Source organism: Curtobacterium sp. ABR8 (assembly GCF_057812125.1).
The window spans coordinates 621,327-646,179 of record NZ_CM173818.1; the positions used below are offsets into that span (position 1 = coordinate 621,327).

Below are 24,853 nucleotides of genomic sequence, written 5' to 3' on the forward strand. Positions count from 1 at the left end.
TCGCGCGCGGTCAGGCCCGGTGCGTCGCGGGGACCCGGTCGCGGTCGTACGTGATGTCGGTGTAGCCGTGCGGCGCCGGGTTGCCGTCGTCGTCGAGGTTCACGAACACGACCTCGTCGATGGTCAGGATGCTGCGGTGCGTGAAGAGGTTGCGCGCCTCGGCCCGCATCGTGAGCGAGCTGCGGCCGAAGCGGGTGGCGACGAGGCCGATCTCGACGATGTCGCCCTCCTTCGCGGAGGACACGAACTCGATCTCCGACATGTACTTCGTGACGACCTTGCCGTTGCCGAGCTGGATGATCGCGTAGACCGCGGCCTCTTCGTCGATCCAGCGGAGCAGGCTGCCGCCGAACAGGGTGCCGTTGGCGTTCAGGTCCTCGGGGCGGACCCACTTGCGGGTGTAGAAGTTCATCTCGGGCTGCATGTCACGACATTCTACGCGGCAGCGGCCGCGTCCCGGCGGGGACGCGGCCGCTGTTCGTACCCAGGGCTACTCCTTGACGAGGACGACCTCGTCGAGCGGCAGGCGGGTGCGCGGGGCGACCTCGCGCTCGGCCGCCTTCTCGTCGAGCTGCGACGGGTGCGCGACGGTGCCGATGGCCGTCACGGTGAAGGGCAGGAAGCGCTCCGGCAGGTCGAACGCGGCGCGGAGCCCGGCGGCGTCGATGCCCGCCATCTGGTGCACGTGCAGGCCCTCGGCGTGCGCCTGGACGGTGAGCGCGGCGAGCGACTGGCCGAGGTCGTACTGCGCGAAGGGACGCTCGTCGCCGTCCTCGGTCACGGTCTCGAGCACGCCGACGACCAGGGCGCTGGCACGGAAGGCCCAGGCGGCGTTGAAGCCGAGCAGGTTCTCGTTGATCTTGCGGAACGTCTCGGTGCCACGACGACCGGCGATGAACCGGCGCGGCTGGAAGTTCATGGCCGACGCGGCCCAGCGGGCGGCCTCGAGGACGGCGTCGAACTGCTCGTCCGAGATCGTCGCGGTCTCGTCGTAGGAACGGGGGCTCCAACGCTCTTCCAGCAGGGGCACGAGGGGCTGGCTGGAGTCGGTGGACCGGGTGAGGGTGTCGGCGTTCGTCGAGGTCATGGTGCCTGCAACGGTATTCGATGCGAACGCATTTCCGACCTGAGCGACGTCACATGGTGCAAGGATGGACGCGATGGGTGGCGTGTTGACCGGCTTCGCGATCATCGGCGCGATCATCGCCGGTGGGTACGTCGTCGGGCGTATCGGACTGCTCGGTCCGCACGCGCAGTTCGTGATGAGCCGCCTCGCGTTCTTCGTGCTCATGCCCTGCCTGCTGTTCCACACGATCGCATCCGCCGACATCGAGTCACTGCTGTCCCCGATGCTCTGGGTCTCGCTGCTGAGCGCCGCCGTCGTCGCGCTCGGCGCAGCAGCCGTCTTCCGCTTCGTGCTGCGGCGTCCGGTCACCACCACGACGGTCGGCGCGCTGGCCGCGAGCTACGTGAACGCCAACAACATCGGCCTGCCGGTCGCCGTGTACGTGCTCGGGCAGGCCACCGCGGTCGTGCCCGTGATCCTGTTGCAGCTCATCGTCATCGCGCCGGTCGCGCTGACGATCCTCGACGCCGCGACCTCGGGTGCGGGTGGCTGGGGACGCCGGATCTCCGGGCCGTTCCGGAACCCGATCATCATCGCTTCGCTGGTCGGCGTGGTGTTCTCGGCGACCGGCATCACGCTGCCCGATCCGGTGCTCGAACCGTTCTCGCTGGTGGGGGCCGCCGCCGTGCCCGTCGTGCTGCTGTCGTTCGGGATGAGCCTGCACGGTGCTGCGCCCTTGCGGGACCCCGCGATCCGCACCGACGTCATCGTGGCGTCGTCGATCAAGCTCGTGGTGATGCCGGCGGTCGCGTACGTGTTCGCGCGGTTCGCGTTCGGGCTCGGCGACCAGGACGTCTTCGTGCTCACGACCCTGGCGGCGTTGCCGGCGGCGCAGAACGTGTTCAACTACGCGCAGCGCTACGGTGCGGCGGTCCCCGTGGCCCGCGACGTGGTGCTCATCTCGACGATCGGCTCGGTCCCCGTCCTGGTGGCGATCGCCGCGCTGCTGCACCCGTAGCGCGCCCTGGTCGCACCGCGGGCGGACGGGAGGCCCGTGGCGGGCCCGCCACGGGCCTCCCGTCCGAGCGGGGGCGCGCGTACCCTGGCCGACACGGGGCGGACCCGCCTCGGCACCACGACGGACGGAGACCTCCGATGGACACGATGGCGATGATGAAGAACATGTCGATGACGGACATGCCCGTGGAGATGGACACGGACCTGATGCAGGACACGATGATGGCGATGAACGCCGCGTCGATGGCCGCGACGATGTGCTCCGCGAGCGACATGCGAATGGGCGGCGAGATGGCGACCTGCGCCGCGATGTGCTCCAACACGGCGATGATGGCCGACACCGGCATGCGGATGATGATGCGTCCGGCGGGCATGGACCTGCCGAGCATGCAGTCGATGCTCATGACCGTGATGACGATGGGCACGATGTGCGCCGCCGAGTGCCGGAAGCACATGGACATGGACGAGTCGTGCCGCTACTGCGCCATGGCCTGCGACGAGATGGTCGCCAAGTGCGAGGCGATGCTCGCCTCGATGTCGGCCTGAACCAGGCCGTCCGCTACGCGCTGCGTGCCGTGGTCTGACGACCGCCGGCACTGAGGATCTCCGCCACCGGGTGGTGGGCGACCGGATCGCCGACCGACAGGAAGGCGTCGGCGCTCGCCACCCGGAGCTGGGTCACGCCGCCGTCCAGGAACGCCACGACGGCGTCGGCGGTGCGGGTCTCGACGACGATGCCGTCGCGCCATGCGCCGGGCGCCGCGTTCGCCATGACGCGCTGGATGGGAAGGATCGTCGTGCGGGACATGGCTTCACCTGCTCTCGAAGGGGTTCGGTGCAGGCAACCTACGTCTATGCCGCCACGTGCTCAACGAGGGCGGACGCCGGGCGTAACAGAACGCGTCACGACCGCGTGACCGCTCAGAAGATCATCGGACGGTCGTCGTCGAGCGACGTGTCCAGGTCGAGGTCGACCACCACGGGGACGTGGTCGCTCGGGGCGTCGCCCTTGCGTTCGTTGCGGTGGATCGAGGCATCGGTGACGACGTCGGCGAAGGCCTGCGAGCCCATCACGAAGTCGATGCGCATGCCCTCGTTGCGCGGGAAGCGCAGCTGCTTGTAGTCCCAGTACGTGTAGCCGTCGGGGACGATCGGGCGGACGACGTCCTGCAGCCCCGCCGTCTCGAACGCCCGGAAGGCGGCGCGCTCCGGCTCGCTGACGTGGGTGTGCCCCTCGAAGACCCGCACGTCCCACACGTCGGTGTCGAGCGGCGCGACGTTCCAGTCGCCCATCAGTGCGAGCGGGGTCTCCGGCGACGCCGCGATCCACGCGGCGGTGCGGTCGGCCAGCTGCGCGAGCCAGTCGAGCTTGTACGTGTAGTGCGGGTCGCCGACCTCGCGCCCGTTCGGCACGTACAGGCTCCACAGCCGCACGCCGTCGACGGTGACGCCGATGGCCCGGGCCTCGACCGGCAGGTCCGGACCCTCGTGTCCCTTGAGGAACCCGGGCTGGCCGGGGAAGTCGCGTGTGACGTCCTCCATCGGCAGCCGGCTGGCGAACGCGACACCGTTCCACTGGTTCAGGCCGTGCGCCTCGACGTGGTAGCCGGCGTCCTCGAACGCCTGCACCGGGAACTGCTCCGGCTTGCACTTGATCTCCTGCATGCCGAGGACGTCGACGTCCTCGCGCACCAGCCAGTCGACGATCCGCCCCACTCGGGTGCGGACGGAGTTCACGTTCCAGGTCGCCACGCGCATGGGATCGAACCTACCGGCACGCCCATCCTCGGCCGGGGTACGGCACGATGGTGTTCGCTGGAGCACCAGGAATCGATCGCATCGGAGGCAGCAATGGCATCGACGACGAACCGCGTCGACGGGACCGTGACGACCGGCACCACGACCGGGACCACCACCACCCAGGTCACGGCCAAGGGCAAGACGATCATCGACGACACCGTCGTCGCCAAGGTCGCGGGCATCGCCGCACGTGACGTCCCCGGCGTCTTCGCCCTCGGCGGCAACGCTGCCAGGGCCTTCGGCGCCATCCGCGACGCCATCGGCTCGAGCGCGCTCGGCCAGGGGGTCCGCGTCGAGGTCGGCGAGACCCAGGTCGCCGTCGACCTGACGATCGTCGTGGACTACCCGACGCCGATGATGGACGTCGCCACCGCGGTGCGCGCGGCCGTCACGAACGCCGTCACCGAGCTCGTCGGGCTCGAGGTCACCGAGGTCAACATCGCGATCAACGACGTGAACATCCCTGCGTTGAACGGCCCGGTCGACGACCTGGACGGTCGCGACGTCCGCGAGGGCCGGGTCCGGTGAACGCCACCGTCGTCGGGATGGGCGTCGGTGCCCTCCTCGCGATCGTCGCGGTGACCCTCGGGTTCTGGGCGTTCGTCGTCGTCGCCGTGTGCATGGCGGTCGGCGGCCTGGTCGCCCGCATCGTCGCTGGTGAGGTCGACGTGCGTCGTCTCGTCGACGTGCTGCGCGGACGCCGGAGCTCGTCGTGACCGACGCCGCCGTCGCCACGGTCGGCGACAGCGGCGCGCGACTCCCCGGCTCCGACCGCATCGGCACGTCGGCCCTGGTCCACACCGCGCAGGCGGTCGCCTCCGAAGCGCTGCGCGTGGCCTTCCGGGAGGTCCGTGCCCGGGTCGCCGACGACGGTCGCGGCGCGCTGGCGGTCGAGATCACCGCCCCGCTCACCCTGCCCGTGCTGGGAAGCCACGCGGTCCCCGACGAACCCGTCGTCACGAGCGCGCACCGGGCCCGCGGCACGATCGCCGAACGGCTCCGGACCATCACCGGCCGACAGGTGTCCCGGGTGACCGTGACGTTCTCGTCGTCGGTCGTCGACGTCCCGCGGAGGGTCCGGTGACCGCCGTGGACGGCCGGACCGCATCGGTTCCCGAGGCCGGTCCTGCACCGTCCGCCGGTCACGCCGCCACGTACCGCCGACTGCTCCGCCGGGAGACCCACGTGTCCCGGTCCGGTGCCGTCGTGGTCGCGATGCTGGTGACCCTCGTGCTCGCTGCCGCTGCCGTCTTCGCCGGTGCCCTCGTGCTGCTCGACCAGAACGTCCTCGGGGTCGACCCGCGCGCCGTCGTGGTCGCCGCCCTCGCCGCGCCGGACGGCCTCGACACCACGCTCGTCGTCGGGATCGCCGCGATCGTCGCACTCGTCGGCCTGGTGCTCCTGCTGCAGGGGGTCCTGCCGCAGCGGCGCCCGCGCCACGCGATGTCCTCCGACCGGCTCGCCGTCGTGGTCGACGACGAGGTGCTCGCCTCGGCCGCTGCGCGTGCTGCCCGTTCCGCCACGCGGCTCGGTCAGGACGCCGCCGTCGGCACCGTGGGCCGCCGGACCGTCGAGGTCGTGCTGCGCCCCGCTGCCGGCGTCGACGTGCCCGCCGTGGCCGCGACCGAGGCCGTCGAGCGCGAGTTCGCTGCGATCGACGCGCTCCCCGCCCTCGCCGCGCGGGTCCGCGTGCAGCCGACCGGACGGGTGGACGGATGAACGCGACCAACCGTGGCCTCGGCCGGACGGCGCTCGTCGTCGTCGGGCTCGTCCTGTTCGTCGCCGGGGTCGGTGCGATCCTGGTGCAGACCGCCCAGGGCCTGCCGCTCGTGGCGTCCTGGTGGCGCACGGCCGGCGAGGCGCTCGTGGGCCTCGGCACGGACACGTCGCGCGATGACTCCCTGCTGTCGTGGACGTGGGTGCTCGGCGGCGGGGTCGTCGTCGGCATCCTGGCGATCGTGGTGCTGACGACGCTCGGCGGTGGCCGCGAGGGCACCGTCGTCGAGAGCGACGGATCGGCCGACGGTGTCGCCGGTTCGGTGCGGGTGGAGTCCACGGCCGTGCAGCACGCGCTGTCGTCGGCGATCGGTGGACTGCCGCAGGTGGCCTCGCTCGCGGTCGATGTGTACCGCGTCCGCGGTGGCCGGGCGATCCGGGTGCGGGTGCGTCCGCGCCGGGGCGCATCGCCGCGCGAGGTCACCGAACGGGTGGAAGCCGTCGTGGCGGACCTGGACGCCCTGCTCGGCGAACGCCTGCCGGTCCTGCTCGAGATCGCGCGCGGTGGGGCCGGGTCCTCGCGCCCGGACCGCGTGCACTAGGACCGTCGTGGTGCGGTCGATCGGCGGCTTGCCGGGGCCGGACTCCGTCGTCCCCGTGCCGCGGGTGGTCGCCGAGGCCGCCCGGGGCCGCGAGGTCGCCCTGGTCTGGCACAACGAGATCGGCGGCACGACCTTCCGGATCGGCCCCGACGAGCACGCCGACGAGTTCGTGAAGGTCCTGCCGCACGCCTACGGCCGGTGGATCGGCAACGAGGCCGCGCGACTCGAGTGGGCGTCGCGGTACGTGCGGGTGCCCGAGGTGCTCGACCACGGCGCGGACGACGACGGTGTCTGGCTGCACACCCGTGCCGTCCCCGGGTGGAGTGCCGTCGACCCGCGGTGGCACGACGAACCCCGGACCGCGGTGATCGCGGTCGGCGAGGGGCTCCGCGCGTTCCACGACACCCTGCCGGTGGACGACTGCCCCTTCGCGTGGTCGACCGTGGCGCGGCTCGACCGTGCTCGTGCGGCGGGTGCCGACACGGACCGCCTGGGCCCGGAGCCGCCCGGTGACCGCGTCGTGGTGTGCCACGGGGACCCGTGCACGCCCAACACGCTCATCGGTGCCGACGGCCGGTGGAGCGGGCACGTCGACCTGGACGCCACGGGTGTCGCGGACCGCTGGGCAGACCTGGCGGTGGCGACGATGGCGCTGGGGTGGAACTACGGCCCCGAGTGGGAGCCGCTGTTCCACGAGGCGTACGGGGTGCCCGAGAATCCGGAGCGGACGGCCTGGTACCGGGCGTTGTGGAACGTCGATGTCGACGACGTCTGAGTGCCCAGGGGCATGCCGTGTCGGCGGGGTCAGATCTTCGGTGGGCTGACGATGGGGTCGTCCCATGCGGGGAACGGCGGGAAGACGCCCGGGAGCGAATGATCGGGGTAGTCCGCATCGTTCCGTCCTCCGACTGCTTCGGAGAGGGCGTCGGCGTCGTTGGTCCAGAACGGCTCGCTGTAGACGGTGAGGGGGTTGTCGCCGTTCTCCTGGGCGGTGTACTGGATCTGCCAGCCGTCGCCGGTGGTGGCCCAGACTTCTTCGTCGCCGGTGATGGTTCGGCGTTCGATGGTCCAGCCCTCTTCGGTGAAGTAGTCGATCATCGGTTGCAGGTCGCGCCGCTGGTCGGTCGCGCCGGGCGGGGTCCAGAGTCTGGTGGTGCTCATGTCGTAGCTGTTCTCGGTGTCCGAGCCCGGTAGTGACGCGACGCCGTCACCACCGATCAGCGGCACGCGGTCGCCGCCGCCCCACTCCCACTCGCCGTCGTGCACCTGCAGCTGCGCGGCTCTCAGGAGTCGTTGCATGTGGTCGTAGTGGTCGCGGTAGGCATCGAACTCCTGGTGGAGCGACATCTCCGCGACGTCGTCCTGGGTCAGGCCGGCTGCGTCGGTGGGCATCTGGTTTCCTCCTGCCGCGCACCCGGTCAGCAGTCCCAGGGTCAGGACTGCCGTCGCGATGGTGCGGAGCATCGATTGCATGGTGTTCATCATGGCTTCCCGGTGGCGATGATCTTCGCGATCGTCTGCTGTGAGGTGGCGTCACGGGACAGGTAGCCGACGCCGCTGTCCGGGTACATGTCGTGGCCGGTGACCGGTTTGCCGCCCGCCGCGGCCTCGGCACTGAACGTGTCGACGTCGGGCAGGTCGCGGGGATCGGTGCGTCCGATCCTCCCGAATCTCGCGGTGTGGTCGTTGGTGCCTTCGGTGGCGTAGACCCGATCGACGTTGAGGTGCTCGGGTGTCGTGGTGTCGGTGAACCCGACCGAGCCGTACGTGACGAACGAGTCGACTCGGTGTCGGGTCTGCGCAAGTGCCTCCGCCGCGGTGGTGGAGCCGTAGGAGTGTCCGAGGACGGTCACGGACCGCGGGGCCGTGCTGCGGCTGTCGTGGATGCCGTCGAGGAACGAAGCGAGGTTCGCCCCGCCCGCGTGTGCGCGGTCCTGCCGTGGGACCTCGATGACACCCGGGGCGCGGTACCCGATCCACGACACGACCGCGAACGACTCTGACCGTCGATGCTTCCACGCGGTTTCCAGAAGGCCGTTGGCGGCACGGACCTTCTCACCCATGCTGTCGGGCGTCGTCATCGCACCCGGCACGTTGACGGTCACGTTCGACGCCGTGTCCAGGTCGCCGAGCGCGACGGCGGCGACGAGCGCGCCGTTCGAGACGCCGAACCCGACGAGCATGGCGACGGCTCTCGAGGGAGCCCGGACGTCAGCCGCCAATCGATCGGCGCGGTTGAGCCCGTCACGGAGCGCGATGACCTGCTCCGTGAACTCGTCGAGGCTGACCGCTCCGTAGGTGTAGGCCAACCCCATCAGCCGGTACAGCTGCTCCGGATCACGCACGGCCGCGGAGAGGACTGCGCGAGATGCGGTGTCGCGCTGCGCGGCCGGCACCCCGTCGAGCCCCGCGAACTGCAGCTGCGTGCTGAGCGGCAGCGCGCGGACGTCGGCGTCGGTGAAGCCGAGCGCTGCCCAGATCGCTGCGACCTCGGCCGGGGTCAGGGACGGGTCGAGCAGCCGCTGCAGTCCGGGTGGGAGCGTCGAGGCAGCGGCAGCGTCGAGCGCGGTGTCCGCCAGGGAACCTCCACCGGCGGCATGGAAGGCGTCCGCGATCCGCTCGATCCAGGAGGCGTCCTCGGCGTTCTCGGCGAGGTAGTCACCGAACCCGCCCGGCAGCGTCGCGCCGTCGATGGGGACCCAGCTGCACCGGCTCGTGAACGCGGTCCAGGCGTTGCGCACCCGGACCATGTCCTGTTCCGTCGAGGCGTCCTGCGCGCGGGCGGCCGCGCTGAACTGCCGCAGCCTGGTCGGGTCGGCACTGCTGCGTCCGCCGGATCGACCACCGCCGGTGCGCTGGCGCGTCCGGGCGCTGAAGGTCGCGGAGACCGGTGACGGGCGCTTCGGTGTGCTGGACGGCTTCGGGTCGAAGACCGCGCTGCTCCAGTCGAGCACGGGTTGCATCGGCACGCCACCGGCGGTGCGCACGAGCTCACGGTCGGCTTCGCGCCGCTGCCATGCGGCCAGGTCCGCCGAGCGCTGCCGTTCCTCGTCCGCCTGCCGTTGCACGATGCGGAGCTGATCGGCCAAGCTCTCGAGCTCCTTCGCCAGCCGGACGCGGTCGGCGGACTCCGTCACGCGACCCGCCTGGAACAGTCGCGCGTACGCACCGTCGAAGTCGAGCAGTGCGGCCTCGGCGGTGCTCCGACGCGGTCCGGCGCTCGCTCGCAGCGTCAGTGCCACCTCGGCCGCGCAGTCGACCAACCGCGACGCCGCTGCGTCGTCGAACTCGATCCCCATCGTTCCCCACCATCCAACTGGCTGTTGTGGGAAACGTAGCATTTCAGTAGTTCACTGTGAAATTGTGCATGGTGCGCTGTGGAGGAACAGCGGACCGCCGCCCGCGGGGAGCGGACGACGGTCGGTGTGTGATCGGGCAGGCTAGAAGGCGACGCCCCGCGCGGACATGAACGGCACCGGGTCGGTCGTGGCGCCGTTGATGTGGACCTCGATGTGGCTGTGGCACCCGGTGGACTGGCCGGTCGAGCCAACGAGCGCGATGAGCTGCCCTGCGGAGACCTGCTGTCCGGTGCTGACCCGGAACCCGCCGTTGACGATGTGACCGTAGGCCGTCTGGACGCCGTTGCCGTGGTTGATGCGGACGTAGTTGCCGTAGCCGCCGTACCAGCCGACGTAGTCGACGGTGCCGGCCGACGCGGCGACGATCGGCGTCGAGCAGCCGCTGGCCAGGTCGGTGCCGTCGTGCTTGATGACGGTGCCGTAGATCGGGTGCACGCGGTAGCCGTACGGGCTGATCACGTAGCCGCTGGCCGGACGGACCCAGCCCTGACCGCCACCCGAGCCGGCGGAGCCGCCACTGCCCGAGCCGCTGCTGCCGGAGCCACCACCGCCTCCGGACGATCCGCCGCCGGCGTTCGCTGCCGCTGCCGCCGCGGCCAGTTCTCGGGCGGCACGGGCTTCGGCCTCGCGCGCGGCCTTCGCCTCGGCTGCCTTGCGGACGCGCTCACCCTTGGCGAACTCAGCCTCGGTGCGGACGCGGCCGGAGACCAGGGTCGCGAGCTGGGCGTCGAGCCGGGCCTTGTTCGACTGCTGTTCGTCGTACGCGGTCTGCACGGCGTCGGAGGCGGCCTGCGCTTCCTGCATGCGGGCCTCGGCCTTCGCGGCGAGCCGCTCGAGCTCCCCGGCAGCGCGGTCGGCCTGGGCCTCGAGCGACCGGGTGACGCCGGCGTCGACGGCCGCGGCGGCCTGCACACGTTCGGCCTGTTCGGACAGCTTGCTCAGCGCGCCGAGGTCGTAGAGCAGGTCGCGCGCGTCGTCACCCTTCGTGAGCACCGAGGTCGTGACGTCGGCGCCGCCGGAGCGTGCCATCTGCGCGGCGAACTGGCCGGCCTGCGCGGCGCTCTGCTCGGCGACCTTCGCGTGTTCGTCCGCCTTCGCGCGGAGCTTCTGCTCTTCTTCCGCCTTCTTCTGCGAGACGTTCTGGGCCTCGTAGAAGACGTCGCCGAGCTCCTTCGCCTTCGCCTGGGCGGCCTCGACCTTGGCGTCGAGTTCACTGATGATGCCCTTGATCTCGGTGATCTGCCCCTGCTTGGCGGATTCCTTGCCGCGGGCGTTCTTGACCTCGTCCCACGTGGGGTAGGTGACCGCCTGGGCAGTGGGCGCATCGACGACGACCGTGCCGACGAGGCCCGCGAGTGCCAGTCCGGTGACGGCGAGGCGGAGGCGCACGGAGGCACGAGGGGTGCGGTGGCTGGTGGGGCGAGACATCGAGCACGAGCCTATACATCCGTACAGAGAAGATCGGACGGCGACGCGCCGCTGTGGACAACTCCTAGAACCCGCGTTCCTGCCGGATCTCGTCGGCGCTGCCGACCACGTCGCGTCGGAGCACCTCGGCGCCGGAGGTCCCCACGTAGTCGTAGACGTCGAACCCCGTGCAGTGCGTGATCGTCGCGGGGGCGCCGAGCGAGTCCTCGACCGCGGTGGTCCACAGGTCGTGCGACCCGACCACCACGAACGTCGGGTCGGCGTCGCGGTACGCCCCGAGGTCGACCAGCCACGGGTACGTGTCGAAGGTGTCGCGGACCTGCAGCAGCTGCACGTTCCGGGCGGAGTACGTCGCGAGGGGCCGCGCGGTCCAGAACTGTCCCACCCCGGTGACCGCCCGTCCGTCAGCCCAGCGGTCGAGGCATGACGACGGCGTGTACCGGGCGGTGGCGACGGCGTGCGCGGTGCTCGGTGCGGTGGCGACCCCTGCTGCGAGGACGGCGACGGCGGCGATCGCGACGGTGGCCCGGACGCCGCGGAACGGCCGGTGCACGCGGGTGCGGCGGACCGCGGTGCGGGTGAGCTCGGCCACCGCGACGAGGGCCAGCAGCGGTGCGGTGACGACGGGCTCGAGGTACCGCGGGGTCTCCGACCCGACGACGACGACGCCGATCGACGCCGCGACGACGGTCACCAGGGGCAGGGCGGTGGCGACGAGCACGGTCCGCGCGGTCCGGACCCGCCAGGCCCAGACCGTGCCGCCGACGGTGACGAGCACCCCGACGAACATCAGGAGCAGTCCGGCGTCGCCCGCGGCCGTGCCAGCGCGCTCGTCGGTCAGGGCCGCGAAGAACTGCAGCGTCTCCACCGCGCGTGACGGTCGGACGTACGTGGACGGGTCGAGCGACACGAAGGGCTGCAGCGGGATCCGCACCAGGTACCCGATCACCGAACCGACCGTCACGGTGCCGGACAGCAGCAGGGCGGGGCGCCACGGCACCCGGCGCACCGCCGCCAGCAGCACGAGCGTGACGACCACGGGCGCGGCGGACCACGGCACGTACAGCGGGTTCGACGCCGTCGTGCACACCGCGACCAGGCCGAGCACCACGAGCACGACGACCGACGCCCGCCCGACCCGCACGGCACGGAGCACGAGCACGGCGGTGCCGAGCATCGCCAGCACGACGCCGTAGTAGTACGTCGTCGTGAGCAGCAGGGACGCCAGTTCGAGCGACGTCGCGGTGGCCGACGACTCCGTCAGCACGAGCAGGGTCACGAACGCCACGGCGGCCGCCGACACCGTGATGCGGGCCGCTCGCCCGGCCGACGGCATGAGCTCGTTCGCGGCCGCCCGCACCAGCGCGTACACGGCCAGCAGGACGAGCACCCCGTTCAGCGCCAGCGCCTGCTGCGGGGTGCTCGTGACGAGGGCGCAGAGCAGGTAGACGGGGAGCTCGGGGAAGAAGAACAGCGCCGGGGACATCGCCCACTCGAACGGCTGCCCGAGCTGCATCGACCGGTGCACCAGGGGCAGCAGCACCGAGTCGCCGTCGTACCAGAGCAAGGCGACCCGCTCCGTCGCGACGACGTGGCGGAGGGCCACGACGGACAGGGCCAGCGCGACCAGCGCGCCCAGGGCCTCCCGTCCGATCGCCCCGGCCACGCCGCCGGACCGACGGCCGCCGGACGGAGCCGGCGCCACGGCGGCGCGACGCGGTGCTCGGGGCATGACCCGGAGCGTACCGAGGGCTGCTCGGGACGACCCCACAGACGGGGGAGCGCGCTGCGAGCCCGACCGGCTACCCTTGTGCGCTGTGACCGACGCGCGCGAACAGTTGATCCAGTACATCTCCTCCGAAGCGGTGTTCCACGGCGACTTCACCCTGACCAGCGGGAAGAAGGCGACGTACTACATCGACCTGCGGAAGGTCAGCCTGGACCACCGGGTCGCGCCGCTGATCGGACAGGTCATGACCGAGCTCGTGCAGCAGGTGCCCGACGTCTCGGCCGTCGGCGGCCTCACCATGGGCGCCGACCCCATCGCCAGCGCCGTGCTGCACCAGGCCGCCGCACAGGGTCTCACCTACGACGCCTTCGTCGTCCGCAAGGAGCCGAAGGACCACGGCCGCGGCAAGCAGGTCGAGGGCCCTGACCTCAAGGGCAAGCGCGTCGTCGTGCTCGAGGACACCTCCACCACCGGCGGATCGCCGCTCAAGGCGGCCGAGGCGCTCGAGCGCGAAGGCGCGATCATCGCGGCCGTCGCGGTCGTCGTCGACCGCGACACCGGCGCCAAGGAGACCATCGAGGCAGCCGGGTACCCCTACTTCGCGGCCATCGGGTTGGCTGATCTGGGGCTGACCGCGTGAGCGGGGAGCGTCCGGACGACGCGCGCGACCCCGAGGACACGGCCGGCCCCGCAGCAGCGGCCGACGGTGCCGACGGGGTCGACGGCCAGGAGGCCCGGCGCGCGTCCGACCCGGACGCTCCGTTCCACGGTCTCCGCAGTGCCGCGGACATCTTCGGCGCCCCGCGGGGCGAGGAGGACTGGCCCTCGCGCCGGGAACGCCGCGAGGCCGAGCGGACCGCACGGGAGACCGGCGCACCGTTGCCCGAGCCGTTCGAGGCGGCGGCCCCGGAGTCCGAGGCACCCGAGCTGGTCGAGCCGCCCGCACCTGCAGCTCCGGCGGCTCCGGCCGCTCCGGTGCTGGACGACGGCGCGACGCAGGCCATCTCGATGCCCGAGCAGCTGTCGGCGCCGTCCGAGAACCCCGACGCCGCCGCCGAGCACGAGCGCTCCACCCTGCACGACCGCATCCCGCCGGCCGCCGTCGTGCCGCCGAACCCGACCGCGCCGCACCCGTCGTCGATCGTGCTGCCCACCGCGCAGACCCACCGTGACGAGCGTGCTGCGGCGTCGAAGGCCATCGAGGACGAGCGTCGCCGCGTCGACCCGTTCGGCGAGGGCCGTGCCGACGTCGACTGGCTCGGCCGTGCGACCGGCTCCGGCGCACCCGTCCTGCCCTCCGGGCCCGTCGCGCACCAGCCGCTCGGCGTCGAGAACGTGCTGCCCCCGACCGAGGAGCCGCCGAGCTTCACCGACCTGCTGCGGCTCTCGGGCGACGGCCCCACCCCCACGCAGGGCGCCGGGACGGACCGACCGTTCGACTGGGCCATCCGCGACGACGAGACCGGTGAGGTCCCGACGACCCTGACCGGCGACTCGTTCGACACGACGGCACTCGGCGGTGGCGGCTCATGGTCGCTGGCGGACGAGACCGACGCCGAGGACGAGGTCGTCTCCGGCGAGGTCGACACCCCAGCCGACGGCGTTCCCCAGGCGCCGCGGACGTTCCCGGTGCCGCCGGCCGTCCCGACTGCTGCTGCGGTGCCGCCGGCTGCTGCCGTGCCGGCTCCCGCTGTGCCGACCGCGGACGCCGCTGCCGGGCGGCCGGTGACCCCCGCGGAGCCGACCGAGGCCCTGGACACGACCCGCTCGGCCGCCGAGGGTGACGGGGCGGACGCTGCCACGGGCCTCCCGGACGCCGCGACCACCGCGCTGCCGGTCGCCGGCACGCCCTGGTGGTCCGAACCGGACGCGACCGTGCCGCCGACCGCTGCGCCGCCCCTGGTCGAGCCCGCTGCGTCGCCCGCGTACCCGGCACACCTGCCACCGGCCGTCGGGCAGGACCTGGACGCCGTGCTCGGTCTGCGCCGGGACGACACCGGTGCGCAGCCCGAGGCGTTGCCGGCCGCTGCGCCGGACGACCTGGACCAGTCCGAGTGGGACGGCCGCGAGACCAGCGACACGAGTGCGATCAAGGACCTGTTCGGCACCGAGGCCGTCGGGCAGCTCGGTGGCACGGGCTACGACCCGGAGGACACCGGGACGCGCATGATGCCGGCGGCCGCGGTGCCGTCCGCTGCTGTTCCGTCTTCCACGACCGCCGCCGCGCCGACCGGGGAGCGCGACAACTTCATCAACCAGGGCGCTGCACGGCTCCGGAGCGAGGGCAAGCGCGGCAAGCAGCTGCTCGTCTACGGCTCGATCGCCCTCATCGTCGTGCTCATCGTCCTGGTGTTCCTGCTGTCGAAGTGGATCCTCGGCAACAACATCGCGGACCAGGCGATCGCGCCGACGAAGTCCCCGGCAGCAGCGTCATCGGCGCCCGCGACTCCCTCGGCCGCGGCGTCCGCCGCCCCCTCGGACGACGCCGCTGCTCCGGCCGCCACGCTCCAGTTCGCCACCACGCCCGCACTGCCGGGTGAACACGCCTGGACCGACCTGGCCGGCGGGGAGTGCCTGTCGCCGTTCACGAACGCCTGGGCGCAGACCTTCACGGTCGTCGACTGCACGACGCCGCACATCGGACAGCTCACCGCTCGGCTGACGGTGGACGGGGACGCGTACCCGGGGGCAGAGGCCCTCGCGACGCAGGCCGCCGACCAGTGCCAGTCGGACGCGGCGCTGAACGCCTCGGCGGCTGCGGCCGTCGGGGACGTGCAGGTGCAGGGGTCCTACGCGCCGGACCAGGCGACGTGGGACCAGGGCGACCGGTTCATCTCGTGCTTCGTGACGCGGTCATCGGGGCAGGAGCTCACGGCGTCGTTGGCGCCAGGGGCGTAGGGGCGTAGGGGCATAGGGGCTGCTGCGGGTGGTCGACGTGGAACGACACCGTCGACGTCGTACGACATCGATCTCGTCGCTGGTTGCGCGCCGGTGATGCCCGCGTGTGCAACGAACGACATCCCCGACGTCGTGCGACGTCGGGGATGTCGTTCGGGGTCGGGCGGTCGCCGGGTCAGGCGGACGCGGGGACCTTCGCCGACACGTCGGACAGGGTCTGCAGCTCGTCGGCGCTGAGCTCGAGCTCCGCCGAGGCGAGCAGCGCCGGCAGCTGCTCGGTGTTCCGGGCGCTCGCGATCGGCGCGACGACGTCCGGCTGTGCCTGCAGCCACGCCAGGGCGACGGTCGCGAGCTCGGTGTCGCGGGCCTCGGCGATGGTGTACAGGGCGTCGACCACGGCGAGTCCCTCGTCGTTGAAGTAGCCCGAGACCTGGCCCTCACGGTCCTTGCCGGCGAAGTCCTCTTGCGAGCGGTACTTGCCGGTCAGGAACCCGGCGGCGAGTGCGAAGTACGGCACGACGCCGAGGCGGTGTGCGTGGGCGAGCGGCGCGATCTCGGACTCGTAGGGCTCGCGGGTGACGAGGTTGTAGTGCGGCTGGATCGCCACCGGCTGCGCGAGGCCGTTCTCGGTCGCGATGCGGATCCACTCCTCGGCGCGGTCCTTCGAGTAGTTCGAGATCGCCGTGTAGCGGACGATGCCGTCCTTGACGAGCTGGTCGAAGGCGCGGACGGTCTCCTCGAGCGGGGTCGACTGGTCGTCGAAGTGCGCGTAGTACAGGTCGATGCGGTCGGTACCCAGGCGCTGCAAGCTCGCTCGGGCGGCAGCGGCGACGGTGTGCGCGCCGAGGCCCTGGAACTGCGGGTGCTGCGAACCCTTCGTGGCGATGACGACGTCGTCCCGCTTGCCCGAGGCCGCGAGCCACGAACCGATGACCCGCTCGGACTCGCCGCCCTCGTTGCCGGGAGCCCACGCGGAGTACACGTCAGCGGTGTCGATGAAGTCGCCGCCCGCCGCGGTGTAGGCGTCGAGGACCTGGTGGGAGGTCGACTCGTCCGCCGTCCACCCGAAGACGTTGCCGCCGAGGGCGAGGGGGAACACGTGGAGGTCACTGGTACCGATGCGGGGCATACGGGGTCCTTTCGTGGTCGGGCGAGCGGTCCTCCGTGTGAACCGCTCCGCTGCCGACGCTATGCCCCGACGCTTGACACGGCCCCGGTGGCTGCGGGTTGCATGGAGCCATGACCGTGCTCACCGATGCCCTCGCCGACCCCCGATCCTCGGTTCGCCTGCAGGCCGTGATGGCAGCCGGGACGACCCCGGACGCGGGCGACCTCGACGTGCTCGTCGAACAGTGCGCCGTCGAACCGGACTTCTTCGTCCGCGACATGCTCACGTGGGCGCTCACCCGGCACCCGTCCGACGACGTCGTTGCGCGCGTGCTCCCCGAGCTCGCCCGTCCCGAACCGCAGGCCCGCAGCCAGGCGCTGCACACGCTGTCGAAGGTCGGCGACCCAGCGGCCTGGCCGTCGGTGCGCCCGTTGCTCGCGGACCACGACGACGAGGTGCTCCGGGCCGCCTGGCGGACCGCCGTCGCACTCGTGCCCGACGACGAGCGGGCCGAGCTCGCCCGGACGCTCGCGGTGCAGCTCGGGGTCGGTCCACGTGAACGACGGCTCAGCCTGTCGCGGGCAATGGTCGGGCTGGGCGAGGAGTCGGTGGCGCCGGTGCTCGCGGCGGCTGCGGATCGCGGCTCCGGTGCTGTGCGGGACCACGTCGCCGACACCGAGCGGCTGTTGCACGACCCGGACGCTGCGTCAGCGCTCGCCCTCGAGCGGGCTCGGCGCGAGGTGGCGCTCGGCCGCACCCGATCCGCCAAGGGATGAGTGCGGCCGTGGACGGCACCGGCTGACGGACGGGAGGCCCGTTGCGGACACGGCCACGGGCCTCCCGGTCGTCGCGGGGCGGGCCGGTCGCTGCGGGGCGGGCCGGTCTCGGCCACGGGGCTCGCTCGAGGTTCCACAACACGCCGCGTGCTCGTCGCCGAGGTTCCACGGACGGCCCCTGGGCGCGTCGAGGTTCCGAGATTTCGGAACCTCACCGGACGGGGGGGGCGCCGGCCGCGGGCGCCGGACGCGCCGGCACGCCCGCGCCCGTCAGTCGGCGTCGGGGGCCAGCCAGATCGCGGTCGCGGCGGCGGCCGGCAGGTCGACGAGCGCCTCGGCGCCGTCCTCCCCGCGCCGCGAGACCGCGATGACCCCGGCGTAGTCCCGCACCCGCTCGACGCGCAGGTGGGTGCCGAGGCCGACCCCGAGCTCGTCGAAGTACCGCAGCAACGACGGGTCGTCGTCGGACACCCGGTCGACCGTCCCGCACGCGCCGGGCTCGATCGCACCGAGCAGTGTGCCGAGCGTGGCGGGCACGGTGCCGTCCGCTGCGGGGATCGGGTCGCCGTGCGGGTCGTGCGTCGGGTGCCCCAGGTCGGCGTCGACCCGGTCGAGGAACCGCTCCGACACCGCGTGCTCGAGCGCCTCGGCCTCGGTGTGGACCTCGTCCCACGTGTAGCCGAGACGTGACACCAGGAACGACTCGATCAGCCGGTGCCGCCGGACCATCGCCACCGCGACCTGCTGCCCGAGCGGGGTGAGCACGACGCCGTAGTACGGGGTGTGCTCGATGAGGCCGTCGCGGTCGAGCTTCTTCAGGTTGCCCGACACCGTCGAGGCCGAGACCTTCAGCGTCGCCGCGATGTCCCGGGTGGCCAGTCCGGCGCCGCCGCGCTCCCCGGCCTTCCAGATGAGCTTGACGTAGTCCTCGGCCATGGTCGACAACGAGGGCAGGCGCATACCGCCAATCGTACGGCTGCACTGGTACAACCGGGACGTGCACCAACCCCGTCGTCGCCGCTGGCCGGTCCCGCCCTCGCTGCTCATCGGCCTCGCGCCGCTCGTGGTCTTCGCTGCGATCAGCGCGTGGCGGTCACGGCCGAGCGACGACTACCCGTCCCTCGGTCAGACGGTCGACAGCGTCGTCCGTGCGCTGGTGATCCCCGAGGGCATCGCCGCCGTCGCGCTCGCCGTGGTCGTCACCGGCCTCGGCTGGTGGCGGATCGCGACCGTCGACCGCACCCGGACGCCACTGCGGTGGTCCGCGCTGGCCCCGGCCCTGGTGCTCGTGGTGTGCCTGGTACGGCTGCCCCTGATCGACTGGACGGCGCTGCCCGCGCACTACTTCCTGCTGCTCACCGTCGGGGTGCTGTTCGTCGGGGTGTTCGAGGAGCTGATGGCCCGGGGCATGCTCCTGGTCGGGCTGCGCCGCCGGGTGCCCGAGTTCGGGGTGTGGGCGCTGTCGTGCGTGCTGTTCGGGCTGCTGCACCTGCTCAACGCGCTCGCCGGAGCCGGGATCGGGCCGACGCTGATCCAGGTGGTGTTCGCGGCGTCGTTCGGCTCCACGCTGTACGTCGCCCGACGGGTCACCGGTTCGTTGCTCGTCCCGGTGCTGCTGCACGCGTTCTGGGACTTCGGGTCGATCGGGTACTCCGCGACCGCCGATCCGTCGGACACCGGTCGCGTCGCCGTGCTCGGTCTGATCGGACTGTTCTCGTTCGCCGTGCTGGGCTTCGGGATCGTCGCGGGCGGCATGGTCGCGTGGCGCGACGATCGTCCGCGTCGCCTGGCGAAGCGGTGGCGTTCGGTGCCTCCGATGGCGGCCTTCGCCCTGGAGGCCCGTGGCGACCTGGCAGCGCCGGCCGCGGCCCGGTAGCCGGTCCGCTACAGCTCGACCTCGAAGGGGGCGGTACGGACGAGCTCGTGCACGCCGGAGATGACCTCGCTCGGACGGAACGGGTAGCGGTCGATCTCGGCCTGGTCGCTGATGCCCGTCATCACCAGGACGGTGTGCAGCCCGGCTTCGATGCCGGCCTGCACGTCGGTGTCCATCCGGTCGCCGATCATGCCGGTGTTCTCGGAGTGCGCGCCGATGCGGTTCATCGCCGAGCGGAACATCATCGGGTTCGGCTTGCCGACCACGTAGGGCTGCTTGCCGGTGGCCTTCTCGATCATCGCGGCGATCGCACCCGTCGCGGGCAGGACGCCCTCGGCCGACGGGCCGGTGGCGTCGGGGTTGGTGACGATGAAGCGGGCGCCGTCGCGGATCAGGCGGACGGCCTTGGTGATCGCCTCGAACGAGTAGTTGCGGGTCTCGCCGACGACGACGTAGTCGGGGGCGGTCTCGGTCATGATGAACCCGGCCTCGTGCAGGGCGGTGGTCATGCCGGCCTCGCCGATGACGAACGCCGAGCCACCGGGCATCTGCGACTTGCAGAAGTCGGCCGTGGCGAGGGCGCTCGTCCAGATGCGCTCCTCCGGGACGTGGATGCCGGACCAGCGGAGTCGCGCGCTGAGGTCGCGCGGCGTGAAGATCGAGTTGTTGGTCAGGACGAGGAACTCGGTGCCCTCGTCGAGCCACTGCTGGATGAGCTCGGGGGCACCGGGGAGGGCCTGGTTCTCGTGGACGAGCACGCCGTCCATGTCGGTCAGCCAGCACTCGACGTCGTCGCGGGTCGCCATGGCCTCACCCTACTGCGCACCCGTGACGGCCCGGCTCGGTGTCGGCTCGGAGAAGGCCGGGAGGCACGGATCGGCTCTTGCGCGTCGGCTCCGGACCCGAGATGGTCGAGTCACCGAACGCCACTCGGCTTTGCCCTAGGCTTTTCGGGACACGTACCGAATCAAGGAGAACCCGCCGTGCTCGTCGAACCCGGATCCCCGACCGCCACGCCCCGCCCCACCGCGGTGCCGGACCTGGTCGAGGAGGCGCCGCGACGACGCCGGGGCCGGCCCAACGTCCTGAGCCGCGAGCAGGTGATCGACGCCGCGACGGCGATCGCGAACGAGGACGGTCTGGACCGGTTGTCCTTCCGGGCGCTCGGGGTGCGGCTCGGCGTCGCGCCGATGACCGTGCACCGGACCATCGGCGGCCTCGACGACCTGCACGCCGAACTCGTGCGCCGCACCGTCGACGAGTTCACCGCCACCTTCGTCTGGCCCGACGAGTGGCACGCGGTCGTCCGGGTGTTCGCCAGGACCTTCCGCGACCTGATGCGCACCCACCCCCTGGTGCTCGAGTCGCACAGTCGTCGCGGAGCCCTGGTGTCCACCGAGTCCGACGCCGTCGTGGCGAAGGTCGTCGGGGCGCTGTGCGACGCCGGGCTGCCCGAGGTCGAGGCGATGTACACGTTCTTCGTCGTGTACGACTTCGTGGTCGGGCACACCTCGGTGCAGATCGGGCGCGGCGACGACGACACCGGGCGGCCGGAGCGGCACACGCTCGTCGGGCAGATCCTGGGGGAGCACTCGTACGACGCGCGCTTCGACCTGGGGCTCGACGTGCTCATCGCGGGCATCGAGTCCCGCGTCGCCCGGACCCCCTGAGCCCGGCGGCGGGACCCTGGTTCACCGCGCCCGGCCGTACGCTGGTGCGGTGACCACTGCGCCCGAACCGTCGCACGAACTGACGACGAACGGCGTCGGCCCGCACCCGGAACCCTGGCCGGACGATCCGCGCCTCGACCCGGAGCTGCTGGCGGCGGGGGACTCCCGGAACGTGCTCGACCACTTCCGGTACTGGTCGATGGACGCCATCGTCGCCGAGCTCGACACCCGCCGGCACGCCTTCGACGTCGCGATCGAGAACTGGCAGCACGACCTGAACATCGGTTCGATCGTGCGGAGCGCCAACGCCTTCCTGGCCGGCACGGTCCACATCATCGGGCGGCGGCGCTGGAACAAGCGCGGGGCGATGGTGACCGACCGGTACCAGCACGTCCGCTACCACCCGGACGTGCAGGCGTTCCTCGCCGCGATGGCCGACGAGCAACGCCCGGTGATCGCGATCGACAACACCCCCGGCGCCGAGCGCATCGAGACCGCGGCGATCCCGGAGCGGTGCGTGTTCCTGTTCGGTCAGGAGGGCCCAGGGCTCACCGACGAAGCGGTGGCCGGTGCCTCCGGACACCTGGAGATCACGCAGTTCGGGTCGACGCGGAGCATCAACGCCTCGGCGGCGGCCGCGATCGTCATGCACTCGTGGATCGTGCAGCACGCCGCGTTGCCGGACGCTTCCTGAGCAGGACTGGTCGGGTACGGGCCCTGGACCCGACCATTCCTGCTCACGAAGCGGGCGTGGCGGGCGTGGGGCGGGCCTCCCGGTCGGGGTGTCGGCGGGATCCGCCGCGTCAGCGCGGGGCGGTCGTGCGGCGCGCGACGAGGCGGGGTTCGACGAGCGACTCGGTGGCCGCGAGGCCCGGGTCCGCGATGCGCGCGAGCAGGCGTTCGCCGGCGCCGCGGCCGATCTCGACGCTGCGGTCGTCGATGCTCGTCAGGCCGACGTAGCGCGTCGCGGCGACGGGGGTGTCGTCGTAGCCGATGACGGAGACGTCCTCGGGCACGCGGAGTCCGCGCTCGGCGAGTTCGGACAGCGCTCCGAGGGCCATCACGTCGTTGGCGGCGAACACCGCGGTGACGTCCGGGTGCTCGTCGAGCAGGGCGCCGAGGGCGCGGGACCCGGCCTCTTCCGTGGGTTCGCCGGGCACGACCGCGACGGCGACGGTCACCGGTCCGGCTGCTGCGGGCGCTGCGGCTGCTGCGACCTCGAAGCCCGCGCGGCGCTCCTGCGACGCCGCCGAACCCGCACCGAGGAACCCCAGCCGCGTGTGCCCCAGGTCGAGCAGGTGGGCGGCAGCCATCCCGCCACCGGCACGGTCGTCGTTCGCGACGGTGTCCGCGCGGGGGATCGACACGCGCCCGCCCGCGATCACGACCGGCATCGACGCGGGAATCGCGAGGTCCGTGGTCGGCTCGCCGGCGATGACGATGCCCTCGACACGCATGGACAGGAAGCCCTCGACCGGCGAGGCGTCGAGCCCCGTGTTCAGGAACCGGTCCGCGACGACGAGCCGGTGGCCCTGGTCCTGCAGCGCCTCGCGCAGACCCGTGAGCAGGTCGACGAACCACTGGTTCCGGAAGTCGTCGAGGACCACGCCGATGGTGCGGCTGCGGGTGCCGGCGAGCGACACCGCCGCGGTGGAAGGACGGTAGTCGAGCTCCTGGATGGCCGTCAGCACGGCGGCCCGGCGCTGGTCGCTCACCCGAGGGGAACGCTGCAGGACCAAGGAGACGAGGGACTTGGAGACCCCGGCGCGTGCGGCGACGTCGTAGATGGTCGCGGGCTTGCCGTCTCCCATGATGCGCTTCGACCTCCGTTGGCTCGTGCGTCGATCGTAGCGGGCGGCGTGGGGCGGGTGCGGTGGGCGGCCGTTTCGCTTCGTGAGCAGAAATGGTCGGGTCCGTGGTGCGGACCCGACCGTTTCTGCTCACGATGTGCGTCTGGTCACTCCTCCACACGGGAGGCCCGGGGTGCGTTGTGCACGGACGGTGCGTTCGCGCGTGTGGACGCTGCGCGGGGGCGCGAATGTGGACGGCATGCGAGCACGCCCACTTCCACCCCGCCTCCGGTACCGACCGTTCGACGTCAGGGCCGCCGACCGTGCGGGTGTCAGCCGACAACGACTCCGACAACGACTCCGACGGCGAGACCTGGTCCGGCCGACCCGATCGATCCGCTGGGCGCGCGGACGTCCTCCCGACGGCGTCGAACGGATCCGGGCGTTCCGGCCGATCCTGCTGCCCGGACAGTTCGTCAGCCACCTCTCGGCAGCCGTGCTGTGGGAGCTGCCCGTGCCCGTCGGTGCCGCAGGACCGGTGCACATCACGAGTCTGATCCCCGCGGCTCAACCGCGCCGGACCGGGGTCGTCGGACACCGGATCACCGCCGACCGGGCTGCCGTCGCCGAGCGCTGGGGGATGCCGGCGAGCACTCCGGCGGCGCTGTGGGTCGACTGCGGCGCACTGCTGAGCATCGACCAGCTCGTCGCACTTGGTGACGCCATCGTCACGATCCAGCGGTGCGTCACGACGGTCGACGACCTGCGTGGAGCGCTCGAGCGAGCCGGGGCGCGCGCAGGCGTCCGGAAGCTGCGGGCAGCGATCGAGCTCGTGCGGGTCGGGGCGGGCTCACCGCAGGAGACCCGGGCGCGACTGACCATCGTGCGCGCCGCACTGCCGGAGCCGGAGCTGCAAGTGGACGTCCTCGACGAGGCCGGTCGCTTCGTGGGGCGGGTGGACATGGCCTACCCGCAGCAGCGCATCGTGATCGAGTACGAGGGGGACCAGCACCGGACCGATGCCGAGCAGTGGGGTCGTGACCTGCGGCGCTACCGCGAGATGGAGCGGCTCGGTTGGGTGGTCGTGCGGTGGACGAAGTCGGACCTGGGCGTGCACGTGTCCGGCGCCGTCGACCACCTGAGGGAACTGCTCGCACGCCGCGGGTAGCGTCCGCGGCATGGCGACGCTGCTCATCACCGGGGCCGCAGGACGCATCGGGGCTGCCCTCCGCCCCAGGCTCCTGGCGGCCGGACACGACCTCGTGCTGCTCGACGAACGGACGCCCGACGACCCGGTGTCCGCCGGTGAACGGTTCGTCGCCGGGTCGGTGAACGATCCGGCTGCGCTGGACGACGCGCTCGCCGGGGTCGACACCGTGGTGCACCTGGCCGGCATCCCGACCGAGGCCGCGTGGGACGACCTGCTCGCGGCGAACCTGACCGGTACCAAGAACGTGCTCGAGCGGGCGGCGGCAGCCGGGGTGCTCCGGGTGGTGCAGGCGAGCTCGATCCACGCGGTCGGGCGGGTCCCCGAACCGCTCGACGAACCAGGGAGCGTCCCGGGCGACCGGTTGCCGCGACCGGACACCTACTACGGCGTGACGAAGGCGGGGATGGAACTGCTCGGCAGCCTGTTCGCCGACCGGTACGACATGTCGATCGTCTCGGCGCGCATCGGGGCGTTCGGTGAGCAGCCGTCGTCGTCGCGGGCACTCCTGATGTGGAGCTCGCCCGACGACCTGGCACGGCTGGTGCTCGCCACCGTCGACCTGCGCGAACCGGGGCACCACGTGGTGTGGGCACTGTCGCGGAACACCGGGTCGCCCGCCGACCTGACCGCCGGGGAGAGGATCGGCTTCGTCCCCCACGACGACGCGTCCCACGCGCTCGACCCCGATGCCCGTGCGGAGCTGCCGCCAGAGGACCTGCGGTTCCTCGGTGGCGAGATGGTGTCGCTGCCCCTCGGGCGCAGCACTTCGTGAGCAGAAATGGTCGGGTGGCCTGATGCCACCCGACCA

General features: G+C 72.1%; 28 protein-coding genes. 16 read left to right on the plus strand and 12 right to left on the minus strand.

From position 1 onward, the window contains the following. Positions 1-10: 10 nt before the first annotated feature. Positions 11-424 carry an acyl-CoA thioesterase gene (locus ACXKZB_RS03035; RefSeq protein ID WP_111086180.1) on the minus strand — a complete coding sequence of 138 codons (414 nt, stop codon included), beginning with the start codon at positions 422-424 and terminating at the stop codon, positions 11-13. A 66-nt stretch (positions 425-490) separates the two neighbouring features. Beyond that, on the minus strand, positions 491-1,087 hold the full coding sequence (locus ACXKZB_RS03040) for a nitroreductase family protein (protein WP_111086179.1): 597 nt from the start codon (positions 1,085-1,087) through the stop codon (positions 491-493). Between the two features lie 73 nt (positions 1,088-1,160). Here ACXKZB_RS03040 and ACXKZB_RS03045 point away from each other — a divergent pair, with 73 nt between their 5' ends. Together ACXKZB_RS03045 and ACXKZB_RS03050 are read left to right on the plus strand one after the other, a co-directional pair. Beyond that, a complete protein-coding gene (locus tag ACXKZB_RS03045; RefSeq protein WP_488824658.1) occupies positions 1,161-2,084 on the plus strand; it encodes an AEC family transporter in 924 nt (307 codons plus the stop codon). Between the two features lie 137 nt (positions 2,085-2,221). Next, positions 2,222-2,629 (plus strand): aldehyde dehydrogenase, encoded by a 408-nt coding sequence (locus ACXKZB_RS03050; protein WP_488824659.1) that lies wholly within the window; start codon positions 2,222-2,224, stop codon positions 2,627-2,629. Positions 2,630-2,642: 13 nt separating this feature from the next. Here ACXKZB_RS03050 and ACXKZB_RS03055 read toward each other — a convergent pair whose 3' ends face one another. Both ACXKZB_RS03055 and ACXKZB_RS03060 read right to left on the minus strand, forming a co-directional pair. Further along, the gene (locus tag ACXKZB_RS03055; protein WP_488824660.1) at positions 2,643-2,891 is read right to left on the minus strand and encodes a nuclease; all 249 of its coding nucleotides are present in this window, start codon (positions 2,889-2,891) and stop codon (positions 2,643-2,645) included. A gap of 113 nt (positions 2,892-3,004) precedes the next feature. Further along, positions 3,005-3,841 (minus strand): exodeoxyribonuclease III, encoded by an 837-nt coding sequence (locus ACXKZB_RS03060; protein ID WP_488824661.1) that lies wholly within the window; start codon positions 3,839-3,841, stop codon positions 3,005-3,007. 93 nt (positions 3,842-3,934) lie between these two features. Here ACXKZB_RS03060 and ACXKZB_RS03065 point away from each other — a divergent pair, with 93 nt between their 5' ends. The 6 genes from ACXKZB_RS03065 to ACXKZB_RS03090 are packed head-to-tail and all read left to right on the plus strand — an operon-like array spanning position 3,935 to position 6,976. Further along, positions 3,935-4,411 carry an Asp23/Gls24 family envelope stress response protein gene (locus ACXKZB_RS03065; RefSeq protein ID WP_123310432.1) on the plus strand — a complete coding sequence of 159 codons (477 nt, stop codon included), beginning with the start codon at positions 3,935-3,937 and terminating at the stop codon, positions 4,409-4,411. Further along, the gene (locus ACXKZB_RS03070; RefSeq protein ID WP_488824662.1) at positions 4,408-4,599 is read left to right on the plus strand and encodes a DUF2273 domain-containing protein; all 192 of its coding nucleotides are present in this window, start codon (positions 4,408-4,410) and stop codon (positions 4,597-4,599) included. The genes ACXKZB_RS03065 and ACXKZB_RS03070 overlap by 4 nt, the downstream gene beginning before the upstream one ends. Further along, positions 4,596-4,967 (plus strand): hypothetical protein, encoded by a 372-nt coding sequence (locus ACXKZB_RS03075; protein ID WP_488824663.1) that lies wholly within the window; start codon positions 4,596-4,598, stop codon positions 4,965-4,967. The genes ACXKZB_RS03070 and ACXKZB_RS03075 overlap by 4 nt, the downstream gene beginning before the upstream one ends. After that, positions 4,964-5,602: a hypothetical protein gene (locus ACXKZB_RS03080; protein ID WP_488824664.1), complete on the plus strand. Its 639-nt coding sequence runs from the start codon at positions 4,964-4,966 to the stop codon at positions 5,600-5,602. Before ACXKZB_RS03075 ends, ACXKZB_RS03080 begins: the two co-directional genes overlap by 4 nt. Then, positions 5,599-6,201, plus strand: a complete 603-nt coding sequence (locus ACXKZB_RS03085; protein WP_488824665.1) for a hypothetical protein — start codon at positions 5,599-5,601, stop codon at positions 6,199-6,201. The genes ACXKZB_RS03080 and ACXKZB_RS03085 overlap by 4 nt, the downstream gene beginning before the upstream one ends. 7 nt (positions 6,202-6,208) lie before the next feature. Beyond that, positions 6,209-6,976 carry a phosphotransferase gene (locus ACXKZB_RS03090; protein WP_488824666.1) on the plus strand — a complete coding sequence of 256 codons (768 nt, stop codon included), beginning with the start codon at positions 6,209-6,211 and terminating at the stop codon, positions 6,974-6,976. A 29-nt stretch (positions 6,977-7,005) separates the two neighbouring features. Here ACXKZB_RS03090 and ACXKZB_RS03095 read toward each other — a convergent pair whose 3' ends face one another. The 4 genes from ACXKZB_RS03095 to ACXKZB_RS03110 all read right to left on the minus strand — a co-directional run bounded on the left by ACXKZB_RS03095 (position 7,006) and on the right by ACXKZB_RS03110 (position 12,720). Next, on the minus strand, positions 7,006-7,665 hold the full coding sequence (locus tag ACXKZB_RS03095; protein ID WP_488824667.1) for a hypothetical protein: 660 nt from the start codon (positions 7,663-7,665) through the stop codon (positions 7,006-7,008). 17 nt (positions 7,666-7,682) lie between these two features. Beyond that, positions 7,683-9,500 (minus strand): alpha/beta hydrolase, encoded by a 1,818-nt coding sequence (locus ACXKZB_RS03100; RefSeq protein WP_488824668.1) that lies wholly within the window; start codon positions 9,498-9,500, stop codon positions 7,683-7,685. Positions 9,501-9,641: 141 nt separating this feature from the next. Continuing rightward, positions 9,642-10,988, minus strand: coding sequence for a peptidoglycan DD-metalloendopeptidase family protein (locus ACXKZB_RS03105; RefSeq protein WP_488824669.1), 1,347 nt, complete (start codon positions 10,986-10,988; stop codon positions 9,642-9,644). Between the two features lie 64 nt (positions 10,989-11,052). Further along, positions 11,053-12,720: a hypothetical protein gene (locus tag ACXKZB_RS03110; protein ID WP_488824670.1), complete on the minus strand. Its 1,668-nt coding sequence runs from the start codon at positions 12,718-12,720 to the stop codon at positions 11,053-11,055. 85 nt (positions 12,721-12,805) lie between these two features. Between ACXKZB_RS03110 and pyrE the strand changes: the two genes are divergently transcribed. Together pyrE and ACXKZB_RS03120 are read left to right on the plus strand one after the other, a co-directional pair. Next, positions 12,806-13,357 (plus strand): orotate phosphoribosyltransferase, encoded by a 552-nt coding sequence (pyrE, locus tag ACXKZB_RS03115; protein ID WP_071404348.1) that lies wholly within the window; start codon positions 12,806-12,808, stop codon positions 13,355-13,357. Continuing rightward, entirely contained in the window at positions 13,354-15,615 is a 2,262-nt protein-coding gene (locus tag ACXKZB_RS03120) for a septum formation family protein (protein ID WP_488824671.1), read from the plus strand. Before pyrE ends, ACXKZB_RS03120 begins: the two co-directional genes overlap by 4 nt. Before the next feature lie 175 nt (positions 15,616-15,790). On the opposite strand, the gene ACXKZB_RS03125 is transcribed toward ACXKZB_RS03120, so the two are convergent. Beyond that, a complete protein-coding gene (locus ACXKZB_RS03125; RefSeq protein WP_488824672.1) occupies positions 15,791-16,744 on the minus strand; it encodes an aldo/keto reductase in 954 nt (317 codons plus the stop codon). A 110-nt stretch (positions 16,745-16,854) separates the two neighbouring features. Between ACXKZB_RS03125 and ACXKZB_RS03130 the strand changes: the two genes are divergently transcribed. After that, positions 16,855-17,499 carry a HEAT repeat domain-containing protein gene (locus ACXKZB_RS03130; protein ID WP_488824673.1) on the plus strand — a complete coding sequence of 215 codons (645 nt, stop codon included), beginning with the start codon at positions 16,855-16,857 and terminating at the stop codon, positions 17,497-17,499. 270 nt (positions 17,500-17,769) lie between these two features. On the opposite strand, the gene ACXKZB_RS03135 is transcribed toward ACXKZB_RS03130, so the two are convergent. Continuing rightward, positions 17,770-18,459, minus strand: a complete 690-nt coding sequence (locus tag ACXKZB_RS03135) for a metal-dependent transcriptional regulator (RefSeq protein WP_488824674.1) — start codon at positions 18,457-18,459, stop codon at positions 17,770-17,772. Between the two features lie 37 nt (positions 18,460-18,496). On the opposite strand from ACXKZB_RS03135, the gene ACXKZB_RS03140 reads away from it, so the two are divergent. Continuing rightward, complete coding sequence (locus ACXKZB_RS03140) at positions 18,497-19,375, plus strand: CPBP family intramembrane glutamic endopeptidase (RefSeq protein ID WP_488824675.1); 879 nt, start codon at positions 18,497-18,499, stop codon at positions 19,373-19,375. A gap of 8 nt (positions 19,376-19,383) precedes the next feature. Here ACXKZB_RS03140 and ACXKZB_RS03145 read toward each other — a convergent pair whose 3' ends face one another. Next, positions 19,384-20,181 carry an HAD-IIA family hydrolase gene (locus ACXKZB_RS03145; RefSeq protein WP_123310397.1) on the minus strand — a complete coding sequence of 266 codons (798 nt, stop codon included), beginning with the start codon at positions 20,179-20,181 and terminating at the stop codon, positions 19,384-19,386. Between the two features lie 177 nt (positions 20,182-20,358). Here ACXKZB_RS03145 and ACXKZB_RS03150 point away from each other — a divergent pair, with 177 nt between their 5' ends. Beyond that, positions 20,359-21,045 (plus strand): TetR/AcrR family transcriptional regulator, encoded by a 687-nt coding sequence (locus ACXKZB_RS03150; RefSeq protein ID WP_488824676.1) that lies wholly within the window; start codon positions 20,359-20,361, stop codon positions 21,043-21,045. Positions 21,046-21,094: 49 nt separating this feature from the next. Further along, positions 21,095-21,739, plus strand: a complete 645-nt coding sequence (locus ACXKZB_RS03155) for a TrmH family RNA methyltransferase (protein WP_488824677.1) — start codon at positions 21,095-21,097, stop codon at positions 21,737-21,739. A 109-nt stretch (positions 21,740-21,848) separates the two neighbouring features. On the opposite strand, the gene ACXKZB_RS03160 is transcribed toward ACXKZB_RS03155, so the two are convergent. Next, the gene (locus ACXKZB_RS03160; protein WP_488824678.1) at positions 21,849-22,856 is read right to left on the minus strand and encodes a LacI family DNA-binding transcriptional regulator; all 1,008 of its coding nucleotides are present in this window, start codon (positions 22,854-22,856) and stop codon (positions 21,849-21,851) included. A gap of 238 nt (positions 22,857-23,094) precedes the next feature. Here ACXKZB_RS03160 and ACXKZB_RS03165 point away from each other — a divergent pair, with 238 nt between their 5' ends. Further along, positions 23,095-24,003 (plus strand): endonuclease domain-containing protein, encoded by a 909-nt coding sequence (locus ACXKZB_RS03165; protein ID WP_488824679.1) that lies wholly within the window; start codon positions 23,095-23,097, stop codon positions 24,001-24,003. 10 nt (positions 24,004-24,013) lie between these two features. Then, complete coding sequence (locus ACXKZB_RS03170; RefSeq protein ID WP_488824680.1) at positions 24,014-24,817, plus strand: NAD-dependent epimerase/dehydratase family protein; 804 nt, start codon at positions 24,014-24,016, stop codon at positions 24,815-24,817. The last annotated feature ends 36 nt before the right edge of the window (positions 24,818-24,853 follow it).